Raw genomic sequence first — 12,093 nt, forward strand, 5'->3', positions numbered from 1 at the left:
CATTTTTACTTCTCCTCAAGGCTACTCAACGTGTCCACAACGATGCCCGTCAGCGGGAGCACGTCGGTTCATACCGAGCCACGCGTGCAACCCAAGCCTACTCCTCCCCACACGCCCTTGATCTCAGGTATGTTGGCCGATCGCTTGTTTGGCTGGCTGGCCCGTAGTGCCGCCATCCTGACGCTGCTGCTGTTGCTGGGCATCATGGCCTCGCTGGTGGCAGGTGCCTGGCCTTCGATTTCTAAATATGGTCTGGGCTTTCTGACCAGCACTGTTTGGGACCCCGTGCAAGACGAGTACGGTGGTTTGGTCATGATTTATGGCACGGTAGCCACCTCCATCATCGCTTTGCTGATTGCTGTGCCCGTCAGTTTTGGCATTGCCCTGTTTCTGACCGAACTCTCACCCGCTTGGCTCAAGCGCCCGCTGGGTACGGCCATTGAATTGCTGGCAGCAGTGCCCTCCATCGTCTATGGCATGTGGGGTCTGATGGTCTTTGGCCCGATCTTGTCTGCCTATGTGCAACAGCCGCTGCAATCGTGGTTCAGTGGTGTGCCCTATCTGGGTGCCTTGGTGTCTGGCCCACCAGTGGGTATTGGTATTTTGTCGGCAGGCATCATTCTGGCCATCATGGTCATTCCATTCATCGCCGCAGTGATGCGCGATGTGTTTGAAGTGACACCACCGCTGCTCAAAGAGTCAGCCTATGGGCTGGGCTCAACCACCTGGGAGGTGGTCTGGAAAGTAGTGCTGCCCTTTACCAAAACGGGCGTGCTGGGCGGCATCATGCTGGGCTTGGGACGAGCTCTGGGCGAAACGATGGCGGTCACTTTCGTCATTGGCAATATGAACCAGCTCGATTCTTTGTCGCTGTTTGAAGCAGCCAACAGCATTACTTCGGCGCTGGCCAATGAGTTTGCTGAAGCAGGCGAAGGTTTGCACCAAGCTTCCTTGATCTATCTGGGTCTGGTGCTGTTTTTCATCACTTTTGTGGTGCTGGCCCTGTCTAAGGTGTTGCTGGCTAGCCTACAAAAGAACGAAGGAGCACGCTCATGAGTGCCGTACCCACTTCGCTCCATGCCGACCAGCAAACCCAAATGCGCCAAGCGCGCTACAACCGCCGCAAACGGGTCAACCAAATTGCCTTGACCCTGTCACTGGGCGCGATGGCGTTTGGTGTGTTCTGGCTGATTTGGATTTTGTGGGAAACCATTCGCCTTGGCGTGGGTGGACTGAGCGTTGCGCTGTTCACGGAGATGACCCCTCCCCCCAACGAGGCGGGCGGTATTTCCAATGCGATTTATGGCTCGTTTGTCATGGTGGCGCTGTCGACGCTGGTGGGCACCCCCATTGGCATCATGGCGGGGATTTATCTGGCCGAATACAACCCCAAGGGCTGGTTAGCCACGTCTACCCGCTTTGTGAATGACATTTTGCTCTCGGCCCCCAGTATCGTGATCGGTCTGTTTGTGTATGCCGTGGTCGTAGCCCGCTTTAAGAGCTTTTCGGCCTATGCTGGTATTTTGGCATTGGCATTGATTGTCATTCCGGTTGTGATTCGCACGACCGAAAACATGCTGCTGTTGGTGCCTGCTGGTTTGCGTGAGGCAGCCTATGCCTTGGGCACGCCCAAGTGGAAAGTCATCACGATGGTGACGCTGCGGGCCGCCCGTGCCGGTGTGATCACTGGGGTTTTGCTGGGGGTAGCGCGTATTGCAGGCGAAACAGCCCCACTGCTGTTTACGGCGCTGAACAACCAGTTCTGGAATTCGGATCTTTCCAAACCGATGGCCAGCCTGCCCGTGACGATCTTCAAGTTTGCCATGAGCCCCTACGAGAACTGGCAGCAACTGGCTTGGGCCGGTGTGTTCCTGATTACGCTGGCGGTGCTCGGACTCAATATCCTGGCGCGCGTGCTGACGCGCCAAAAATAAGACAAGGACTGTTGCATGACTTCTTCTGCCCACGTCACGCCCATTGCACCGACCGATGCCAAGATCACGGTGCGTGACCTCAACTTCTATTACGGCAAGTTCCATGCCCTCAAGGGTATCAACTTGGACATCCCAGCCAATAAAGTCACCGCTTTTATTGGCCCCTCCGGCTGTGGCAAATCCACACTGCTGCGCACCTTTAACCGCATGTTCGAGTTGTATCCCGAGCAGCGTGCCGAAGGCCAGATCATTCTGGATGGTGAAAATCTGCTCACCAGCAAAAAAGACGTGGCACTGATCCGGGCCAAGGTCGGTATGGTGTTCCAGAAGCCACCCCCCTTTCCGATGTCGATTTTTGACAACATTGCCTTTGGCGTGAAGCTGTTTGAAAGCCTCAACGCCAGCGAAATGGAAGACCGCGTGGAATGGGCCTTGAACAAGGCGGCGCTGTGGAATGAAGTGAAAGACAAACTGCACCAAAACGGCTCTAGCCTGTCGGGTGGTCAACAACAGCGTTTGTGCATTGCCAGAGGCATTGCCATCAAACCCGAAGTGCTGCTGCTCGATGAGCCCTGCTCGGCACTAGACCCCATCTCTACGGCCAAGGTCGAAGAGCTGATTGCCGAACTCAAGAGCGACTACACCGTGGTGATCGTGACGCACAACATGCAGCAAGCCGCCCGCTGCAGCGACTACACCGCCTATATGTACTTGGGCGACCTGATCGAGTTTGGTGAGACCGAGCGCATGTTCTTCAAGCCCCAACGCAAAGAAACAGAAGACTACATCACCGGCCGTTTTGGCTGATCCGGGAGACACGCAATGAGTGAAAAACACCTTTCATCGCAGTTCGACAGCGAACTGAACAATGTTTCTACCCGCGTCATGGAACTGGGCGGCTTGGTGGAGTCCCAGATTCGTCAGGCCATTCATGCTTTGTCCAATTTCAATTTGGAAGCCGTCGATCAGGTGGAGGCACTAGAGGCGCGTGTCAACGCCATGGAGGTAGAGATTGACCACGAACTCGCCTCCATCATTGCCCGACGCCAGCCCACAGCCCGCGATCTGCGTTTACTGATGGCGGTGTCCAAGGCCACCGCCAATCTGGAGCGTATGGGCGATGAGGCCAGCCGCATGGCGCGCATGGTCAAGTCCATCACCCAACGTGGTGGTGTGCCGCGTGCCTTGCCCACGATGGATTTGCGCGTAGCAGCCGATCTGGCCTCCGGCCAGTTGCGCAAAGCATTGGATGCTTTTGCCCGCCTAGACACCAAGGCAGCGGTAGACATTCTGAAAGAAGACAACCTGATCGATCAGGAGTTTGATGGCTTTGTGCGCAAGCTCATCACCTACATGATGGAAGACCCCCGCACCATCTCTACCAGCCTCGACTTACTGTTCTTAGCCAAGGCCATTGAACGCATTGGTGACCACTCCAAGAACATGGCCGAATTGGTGATTTATTTGGTCAAGGGGCTGGATGTGCGCCACACCTCGCTGGAGCAAATCGAATCCAGCGTACTCCGATAGACCTTCAGGCCGGGCATGAGCGATGAAACAACTTCCCCGTGTTCTGATTGTGGAGGACGAGCCAGCCATTGCGGAGCTGATTGCCGTCAACCTGCGCCACAACGGCTTTTCGCCAATTTGGTCGGAAGATGGTGAGTCGGCCCAGCGCGAGCTGGATGCCGTACTGCCCGACGTGATTTTGCTGGACTGGATGCTGCCGGGCCAAAGCGGCCTGACGCTGGCGCGCAAATGGCGCGCAGACAGCCGCACCAAGCCCATCCCCATTCTGATGCTCACCGCCCGAGGCGACGAGCCAGATAAAGTGGCTGGGCTAGATGCTGGGGCAGATGACTACATCACCAAACCCTTCTCTACCCAGGAGCTGCTGGCGCGCATCCGGGCGGTGCTGCGCCGGCGCGCACCCGAGCAACTCAGCGACAGCGTAACCATTGGCATTCTGACACTGGACGCCGCGACGCACCGGGTGTCGTGCCAAGACCAGCCTGTCAAAGTGGGCCCTACCGAGTTCAAGCTGCTGCACTACCTGATGAAGCACCCCGAGCGCGTACACAGCCGCTCGCAACTGCTAGACAAAGTGTGGGGCGACCATGTGTTCATTGAAGAGCGCACAGTCGATGTGCACGTCAAGCGCCTGCGCGAGGCTTTGGGGGTGGCAGGCAGCATGGTCGAGACCGTGCGTGGTGCGGGCTACCGCCTGACCGCTCAGCCCAAGGCGCTGTTGCAAGCCTGACCTGGACAGCCCCCACCCTCCCGCCCACCAACACCCCACACTGCAATGACCTGGCGCATCTTCATTTTCTCATTCAGCCAGATCATGGGCTTGTTACTGGGCTGGTGGTATGCCGGTGCCTGGGGTGCTGCTGTGGGAGGAGCCTTTGCAGGCTGGTGCTGGTTTGCCACAGACTTGTGGCGAGGTGCCAAGGTGCTGCGTTGGTTTCGCCATGGAGAGCTGGGCCATGCCCCCCAAGGCATGCACGGGCTCTGGGGACTGGCTGTAGACCGTGTGCGTCGCCTACTGCGAGTGCAACAGCAACAGGTGCAAGAAAGCGAACGACGCCTAGAAGATGTGTTTGCCGCCTTGCAAGCCTCGCCCAATGGGCTGGTGCTACTGGATTCGCAGGGCCATATTGAATGGTGTAACAAAACGGCCTGCGCGCATTTCGGCTTTGATGTAGAGCGCGATCAGATGCAGTCTTTGGGCAACCTGGTGCGAGACCCCGACTTCACTGCCTATTACAACCGCAAGGACTATAGCAACGATGTGGTGTTGCAGGGCCGCTCCAACACACCTGCCCGGCCTGTGCGTCTTTCGGTACAGATATATCCACATGGCAAGGGCCGCAAGCTGATGATCTCGCGCGATATTACGGCGCTAGAGCAAGCCGAAGCCATGCGCCGCGATTTTGTCGCCAACGTGTCGCATGAAATCCGCACCCCGCTGACGGTATTAGCAGGATTTGTAGAGACCTTACAGACCTTGCAACTGAGCACCGAAGAGCAGACCCGCTATTTGGGCCTGATGGCGCAACAAGCAGCCCGTATGCAAAGTGTGGTGCAGGGTCTGCTGACCTTGTCGCGCCTAGAAGAAAGCCCACGCCCAGGCATGGCTGAATGGGTTTCGGTACAACATCTGTTGGAGCAGTGTGCAGACGAAGGGTGCGCCTTGTCGCAATTGCTCACCCGCAACCAAGCACGCCAACACACCATGATTTTTCCTCTCCCCGCACCACCAGAAGGAATGGGGGAGATTGCAGGCGTACAGGCAGAGCTGCAAAGTGCATTGTCCAACCTGATCAGCAATGCAGTGCGCTATACCCCTGCCAGCGGCAGCATTGAGGTTAGTTGGCATTGGCAGGCGGATGGAAGCGCCGTGTTTGCTGTGCGTGATACTGGCCCAGGCATCGATGCCGTGCATATCCCGCGTCTGACAGAGCGTTTTTACCGCGTGGATCGGAGCCGCTCCCGCGAAACCGGCGGTACGGGGTTGGGGCTGGCTATCGTCAAGCATGTGCTGCAACGCCACGATGCCAGGCTGGATATCCAGAGTACGCTGGGTCAGGGCTCCACCTTCAGCGTACACTTTCCGGCCAATCGGGTGCGCCCACCCACCAAGGCGGCCTGATCAGCGTTGCGCCCAACGGCGCTGGTACACCACCAGCAAATCGGTTTTTTCTGTGGGTCGGGCTATGCGGGCTTTTTCTTGCCACACATCCCCCCAACTCACAGGCAACCGGGTGTGGTGGCTGGCAACCAGCCAATCACAATCGGTATGTTGGGGCCGCTGCCTTGGTAAAGAGTGCAGGCTCAATTGGCCGTGGTATTGCAACGCAGCGACCTGTGTGCGACTGAGGCCATAGGCATACACACAGGCAGGCGGCCCTTCCAATACAGCCATCACAGCACGGGTCTGTGGTGCGTCGCTACGGGCATAGTCAAGCATGGGCAACCACAGCGTCAGTAACAGCAGCCAACTCAGGGTAGCCCCGGCGGCTGGCAATACCAAACTTTTCCAAATGGCAGCCCGATGGCGTCCAGCCCGCCAAGCCACCAAGGCACACCAAGCGGCACTGGCTGTGAGGGCGACCAACAGTGCCAGCGGCGAAAACTCTGGGATAAAACCCGGTGCAAGCCGGGCTACATTGGCAGCAGGCTTGGCTGGAATGCCCGTCTGTGTTGATAGCCAAATCACCCAAATCGCAATTGCCGACACACTAAAAAACAGCAGCGTGAACCAATCTACCAACGCAGCCACGCTGCGCCCAAGAGTGGGCAAAGCAAAGGCTGCCAAGGCCGCCAAGGCAGGCAAAGCCAACAGCAAGGCACGATCTGAGGGCTGTGTTGTCAATGTGGCCCCCAATCCCACCAACACAAACCACAAAGGCAGCAGCAAATGGCGGTGTGGCTGGCGGTCGGCAATCTGTTTGCGCCAGCGCCACACCGTCCATAAGGCCAAAGGCCAGGCAGGCCAGGTAAACCACAACAGCAACCGCCCCAAACTGCCTGCATCAGATAAAGGAGGCAGCATGGCCTGCCAATGCAACAAGTCCAATTGCAGGGCCAGCATGCCCGCCCCCAGCCCCATCAGCATGACTACCATGCTCTTGTGCCCAGCAGGGCGGGTATCGGCCAAAGCGTGTTGGTGTTCCCACCAATACAGCACCGTGCCACCCACACTGTAGAGCAGTGCCAGCACAGGTGCCCCACTCAATACCAGCCCGATCAAACCCACAGCCAGTGCCAATGACGAGCGCCAAAACGGCGCAGGGGATGCAGCCAGGGCATAAAACACCAGGGCCGTACAACACAGTTGGGTTAGATAGGAACTCACCTCATGCGCAGGCTGGGCCAACCCCAAACAGGCCAACAGGGCCAACAAGGCACCGTCTGCAATGGCATGGGCATAGTCTGTAGGCTGTGCTTCACCACCAAAGGCAAAGGCCACTGGCTGTGCCCCTCGGCTGGTAGCCAACCAATAAACACCATGCCATGTTGCCGCTAAGCTCACCACCAACATGGCGACAAAAGGCAGACGTGCGGCCAGTTCGGGAGGCAACCACAGCCCCACTGCCGCCGCCCCTTGCATGGCCCATGCGCCCAGCCAATAAGGCAGCAGACCTTGGGTCTCTGGTGCCATTCCCAACAATTGGGGAGCCCACCAGTCGGTTTGGCCCAGTGCCAGAGCACGCATGAAACCAAAGGCGGCCATGTCGTTGCCACGCCAAGGGTCGCGCGCCAAAAAACCAGGCAGGATATAAGCTAAGCACAACAACCACAGCGCCAGACGCGGCAATCGGCGCACGGCGCTTTGGGCAACGATGGCAGGGGTCTGTGGGATCACGCGGCGCACGGGTCAAACAATCGCTCAAGAACAGGTGAAGACAAACAAAAAGGCAGCGCGGTTGCCCGGGCTGCCTTGGTAGCGAAGAAGCAGGTCTTACTTGGACAGGCTGGTCTTGCCGAAACGGTTGCGGAACTTCTCCACGCGACCGCCCATATTGTCCACCGACTTTTGTGTGCCGGTGTAGAAGGGGTGCGATTCAGAGGAAGTATCCAGCTTGAACAAAGGATATTCCTTGCCTTCAAAGGTTTCGGTTTCCTTGGTGTTCACGCAAGAACGGGTCACGAACTTGAAGCCGTTGGACAAGTCCGAGAACAGCACTTCGCGGTAGTTGGGGTGAATGCCTGCTTTCATGATCTTTACCTTTTGTGTCTGGTGCGGGAGCCGTGCCAAACCACTTGGCATACTTTCCGCAGAAAAAGCTCTCGATTATCGCATACCGATGCAAAAATCAGCCACCCCGGCGCATCATGTCAAAGAACTCGACATTGCTCTTGGTGGCTTTCATGTTCTTGATCATCAGCTCCATCGATTCGATTTCGTCCATGTTGTACATGAACTGGCGCAAGATGCGGGTCTTTTGCAAAATCTCGGGGGCCAGCAGCAACTCTTCGCGGCGGGTGCCGCTCTTGTTGAGTTCAATCGCTGGGAAGACACGCTTTTCGTACAGGCGGCGGTTGAGGTGGATTTCGCAGTTGCCTGTGCCTTTGAATTCTTCAAAAATCACTTCGTCCATGCGGCTGCCCGTATCGACCAAGGCCGTGGCAATAATAGTGAGCGAGCCGCCCTCTTCTACCTTGCGCGCTGCACCAAAGAAACGCTTAGGCCGTTGCAATGCCGCTGCATCGACACCGCCCGACAGCACCTTGCCCGACGAGGGCACCACGTTGTTGTAAGCACGGGCCAGACGGGTAATAGAGTCGAGCAAGATGACTACGTCTTTTTTCAACTCCACCAAACGCTTGGCGCGTTCAATCACCATTTCGGCCACGTGTACATGGCGGGCAGCTGGCTCGTCAAAAGTAGAAGCAATGATCTCGCCCTTGACTGTACGCTGCATCTCAGTCACTTCTTCGGGGCGCTCATCCACCAGCAACACCATCAAGTGCACATCGGGGTTGTTGGCTGTGATGGCATGGGCAATGTGCTGCATCATCACGGTCTTGCCGCTCTTGGGTGGCGCCACAATCAAGGCGCGCTGGCCTCGGCCAATGGGTGCGATGATGTCGATGATACGGCCAGTGATGTTTTCTTCGCTCTTGATGTCACGCTCTAGCCGCATCTGCTCTTTAGGAAACAGCGGCGTGAGGTTCTCAAACATCACCTTGTGCTTGTTTTGCTCAGGCGGGCCACCATTGACCTTGTCGAGCTTGGTCAGCGCAAAGTAGCGTTCGCCATCCTTGGGCGTGCGCACTTCGCCTTCAATCATGTCACCGGTGTGCAAATTAAAGCGGCGCACCTGGCTGGGTGAAATGTAGATATCGTCAGTGCTGGCGGTGTAGCTGGTGTCGGGGCTGCGCAAAAAGCCAAAGCCATCGGGCAATATTTCCAGCACCCCATCGGCAAAGACCTGCTCCCCGGCTTTGGCGCGCTTTTTGATGATGGCAAACATCAATTCCTGTTTGCGCATCCGACCGCCGTTTTCGATTTCAAGTGCTTCGGCCTGCTTGAGGACTTCAGACACGTGCAGTGCCTTGAGTTCGTTAAGGTGCATGGGAATGACTCCGTGGCGGAGTGGTATGAATCTGACTCTGGGGGAATGCGAGGCGCCGGGAGGCTGCAACGGGCAGTTGGTGCGGGCCGGGCGATCGGGCCGGGTGCTGCCTATGCGTGCAGACCGGGGATCAGTGGGGCATTATGACAGGAAAAAATGTTCAGCAACAGAGCAGGCGTCCTACAAAACGCTAGGCAGGCTCGGAATATCCATACTGTGCTGCATGCAAGCATGGCAGCACAGCGGGGCAGGAGGGGCACCGCCCCACCAAAGCAATGCTTAGGCCAATTGCTGGTCGATGAACGCCGTGAGTTGGGCTTTGCTCATCGCCCCAACCTTGGTGGCAGCCAGTTGCCCATCTTTGAACAGCATCAGTGTAGGAATGCCACGGATACCGAACTTGGCGGGCACTTCGCGGTTTTCATCGACATTCATCTTCGCCACGGTGAGCTTGCCTTGGTAAGCACTGGCCACTTCATCCAGCACAGGGGCAATCATCTTGCAAGGCCCACACCATTCGGCCCAGTAGTCCACCAAGACGGGGGTCGTGGCCTGTAGCACGTCAGCGTCAAAGCTGGCGTCAGAGACATGTTTGATCAATTCGCTTGCCATGGGTTTTCCTTCAATCGGAGGCGCTCAAGATAAAGTGTGCGCATTGTGACAGAAACCCCCCTTTTCCCTGCTGCCATCCGGGCTGCTTTTGGCTATGGCTGCGATAGCCCCACCTAGGATACAGCAGGTCATACGGCAGACCCCATTCGATGAACTTATCCCACTCCGCATCCCCTTGTTTTTTTGATGGCGTAGCCATTGTGGGCGCTGGCCCTGCGGGCCTCATGGCCGCTGAAACCTTGGCCCGTCAAGGTGTGGCCGTGCAGGTGTTTGATGCCATGCCCACGGTAGGTCGCAAATTCTTGTTGGCTGGCAAGGGGGGGCTCAACCTGACCCATTCCGAGCCTGCGACAGACTTTGTGACCCGTTTTGGCCCACGTCAGACACAATTGCAACCGTGGTTGCAGCAGTTCGGTGCTGATCAGGTGCGCGCTTGGGCGCAGGGTCTAGGGGTCGAGACCTTTGTCGGATCTTCGGGGCGGGTGTTCCCGTCCAGCATGAAGGCTGCACCTTTGCTGCGCGCTTGGTTGCAACGGCTGCGCCACCTGGGGGTACAGTTTCAGATGCGTCACCGCTGGATGGGTTGGAGCCCCAACGGTGCTTTGTGCTTCAACACCCCTACCGGGAACCTAGAGATACAAGCCCGCGCGGTGGTGCTGGCCCTGGGCGGTGCCAGTTGGTCACGCTTAGGCTCCGATGGTGCCTGGGCACCGTGGCTGCAAGCACAGGGGGTCAACGTAGCACCGCTGCGGCCTGCCAATTGCGGTTTTGATGTGCTGCACCAAGCCGCCCTAGGACAGGAGACCCGCCGTGAGTGTTTGCGTGAGTTGCTGGGCCAGTCTTCAGCCGTCGGCTGGACAGCGCATTTCTCCAGCCGTTTTGCCGGACAGCCGTTCAAATCGGTGGCGCTTGATTTTCGTGACAGTGCTGGACGGCATTTTCAGCGCCGGGGCGAGTTTGTAGCCACCGCCACCGGGGTGGAGGGCAGTCTGGTCTATGCTGTGTCAGCCCTGTTGCGCGATGAAATCGAAACCCACGGCAGTGCTACCTTCCATCTGGATTTATTGCCCGACCATACGCCCGAACGGGTGCTGGCCGAAGTGCGCCACCCGCGCGGCACACGTAGCCTGTCGAGCCACCTCAAGAGTCGACTGGGGCTGGAAGGTATCAAGATGGGTATTTTGTACGAGCAGTTGGGCAAAGAACAAGTCCATGAGCCGCTGGTGCTGGCGACTGCCATCAAGGCACTGCCCATCACCGTTGTAGCCACCCGCCCCATCGATGAGGCCATCAGCACTGCGGGGGGCGTAGCCCTAGAGGATCTGGATGAACACCTGATGCTGCGCCAATGTCCGGGCGTATTTTGTGCTGGAGAAATGCTGGACTGGGAGGCCCCCACCGGGGGCTATCTGCTGACTGCCAGTATGTCCACTGGGGTACATGCGGGACAGGGGGCCGCCCGATGGATAGCTGCCCAGCGCACACCCACCACCTGAACCGCAAGCCGGGGTCAACCCCACGTTACCATTGCATCAAAATGGCTGGGCGGATTGTTTCGGCAATGCTTGCTTGGGAAGCCAGCAGCATATAGCCAGCAGCAGTCCGTACAAGTTAGACAATGCCCCAGCCTGTAGCACCGGCGCCTCCGATAGAGACGGAGATATGCATTCCTTGACTATGCTCAGTCTCCGAATTGTTTTGAGGGCCGGTGATGTGCAAGAATCGCCATCACATTCCAAGAGAGTTCCGTGAAACTGCGCCCCCCCCTTTTAGCCCTTAGTGCGGCCCTGTTTACTTCAGGAGCCGGTGCCTTGTCCTTGGGGGGAGCCTTAGGAAATGTGGTCTTAGGGCGCCCACTAGACATACGCTTCCAAATTCATGCCGACGCGGCAGCAGCAGAGGGCCGTTTGTGTTTGTCTGCCGAGGTGTTGCAAGGTGAAGCCGGGATGGGAGCCAGTCTCAGTACCGTGACATTGCAACCTGCACAGCGTGGCAAGCCGTTGCTGGCCCGTGTGCAAACCAACGCCCCTATCAGTGAGCCGGTGGTAACGGTGCAACTGTCGGTGGGATGTACGGGGGTAGTGCGGCGCAGCTATACCCTGTTGGCCGATCTGCCCGAATCATTTGCAGGGGTGGTGCGGGATGCTTCTGTGGGTGTCCAACCACTGAACGTGGTGGCGGTATCGCCAGAGGCCACACGCGCGCCAGAACGTGCCCGCCCCGACCCACAGCGCCGGGCCAAAGAGATTAAGCAAGCGGCTTCTGCCAATGCCCCCGAGCCTGTACGGCCACGCTCCAAAGTATGGGTGGGGCAGGGCGCTGCACCTGTGGTGGTGCCTGCGGCCAAGGCCGTTTCAGAGCAGCCAGCAGCCCGTCTGGTGCTAGAACCGCTGGGAACTTTACCAAACGCCTCCAATCCCCCAACGGCTGCACCCACACCACCGACGCCACAAACGGGTGCGCCA

At 57.9% G+C, this 12,093-nt stretch carries 12 protein-coding genes; 8 read left to right on the plus strand and 4 right to left on the minus strand.

The features are described from left to right. Nucleotides 1–42: 42 nt before the first annotated feature. Genes pstC through phoR form a run of 6 tightly spaced genes read left to right on the plus strand, consistent with a single transcriptional unit; the run spans nucleotide 43 to nucleotide 5,586 of the window. Nucleotides 43–1,056, plus strand: coding sequence for a phosphate ABC transporter permease subunit PstC (pstC, locus tag ACYVB2_RS00915; protein WP_382431773.1), 1,014 nt, complete (start codon nucleotides 43–45; stop codon nucleotides 1,054–1,056). Next, the gene (pstA, locus tag ACYVB2_RS00920; protein WP_382431438.1) at nucleotides 1,053–1,934 is read left to right on the plus strand and encodes a phosphate ABC transporter permease PstA; all 882 of its coding nucleotides are present in this window, start codon (nucleotides 1,053–1,055) and stop codon (nucleotides 1,932–1,934) included. Before pstC ends, pstA begins: the two co-directional genes overlap by 4 nt. Before the next feature lie 15 nt (nucleotides 1,935–1,949). Beyond that, entirely contained in the window at nucleotides 1,950–2,741 is a 792-nt protein-coding gene (gene pstB, locus ACYVB2_RS00925) for a phosphate ABC transporter ATP-binding protein PstB (RefSeq protein ID WP_382431436.1), read from the plus strand. 15 nt (nucleotides 2,742–2,756) lie between these two features. Then, a complete protein-coding gene (gene phoU, locus ACYVB2_RS00930; RefSeq protein ID WP_382431434.1) occupies nucleotides 2,757–3,464 on the plus strand; it encodes a phosphate signaling complex protein PhoU in 708 nt (235 codons plus the stop codon). A 22-nt stretch (nucleotides 3,465–3,486) separates the two neighbouring features. Beyond that, nucleotides 3,487–4,194, plus strand: a complete 708-nt coding sequence (gene phoB, locus ACYVB2_RS00935; protein WP_382431432.1) for a phosphate regulon transcriptional regulator PhoB — start codon at nucleotides 3,487–3,489, stop codon at nucleotides 4,192–4,194. A 45-nt stretch (nucleotides 4,195–4,239) separates the two neighbouring features. After that, nucleotides 4,240–5,586: a phosphate regulon sensor histidine kinase PhoR gene (gene phoR, locus ACYVB2_RS00940; protein WP_382431430.1), complete on the plus strand. Its 1,347-nt coding sequence runs from the start codon at nucleotides 4,240–4,242 to the stop codon at nucleotides 5,584–5,586. Here phoR and ACYVB2_RS00945 read toward each other — a convergent pair whose 3' ends face one another. From ACYVB2_RS00945 to trxA, 4 genes are all read right to left on the minus strand, one after another. Beyond that, entirely contained in the window at nucleotides 5,587–7,302 is a 1,716-nt protein-coding gene (locus ACYVB2_RS00945) for a hypothetical protein (protein ID WP_382431771.1), read from the minus strand. A 96-nt stretch (nucleotides 7,303–7,398) separates the two neighbouring features. Next, nucleotides 7,399–7,656: a type B 50S ribosomal protein L31 gene (locus tag ACYVB2_RS00950; protein ID WP_382431428.1), complete on the minus strand. Its 258-nt coding sequence runs from the start codon at nucleotides 7,654–7,656 to the stop codon at nucleotides 7,399–7,401. 97 nt (nucleotides 7,657–7,753) lie between these two features. Continuing rightward, the gene (rho, locus tag ACYVB2_RS00955) at nucleotides 7,754–9,016 is read right to left on the minus strand and encodes a transcription termination factor Rho (RefSeq protein WP_382431426.1); all 1,263 of its coding nucleotides are present in this window, start codon (nucleotides 9,014–9,016) and stop codon (nucleotides 7,754–7,756) included. A 279-nt stretch (nucleotides 9,017–9,295) separates the two neighbouring features. Next, nucleotides 9,296–9,628 (minus strand): thioredoxin TrxA, encoded by a 333-nt coding sequence (gene trxA, locus ACYVB2_RS00960; protein ID WP_382431424.1) that lies wholly within the window; start codon nucleotides 9,626–9,628, stop codon nucleotides 9,296–9,298. A gap of 149 nt (nucleotides 9,629–9,777) precedes the next feature. Here trxA and ACYVB2_RS00965 point away from each other — a divergent pair, with 149 nt between their 5' ends. Both ACYVB2_RS00965 and ACYVB2_RS00970 read left to right on the plus strand, forming a co-directional pair. Continuing rightward, nucleotides 9,778–11,124 carry a TIGR03862 family flavoprotein gene (locus ACYVB2_RS00965; RefSeq protein ID WP_382431422.1) on the plus strand — a complete coding sequence of 449 codons (1,347 nt, stop codon included), beginning with the start codon at nucleotides 9,778–9,780 and terminating at the stop codon, nucleotides 11,122–11,124. A 252-nt stretch (nucleotides 11,125–11,376) separates the two neighbouring features. Next, on the plus strand, nucleotides 11,377–12,093 hold a 717-nt coding region (locus ACYVB2_RS00970), incomplete at its 3' end, for a type IV pilus assembly protein FimV (protein WP_460534881.1).

The sequence above is a fragment of the Giesbergeria giesbergeri genome (assembly GCF_054779375.1).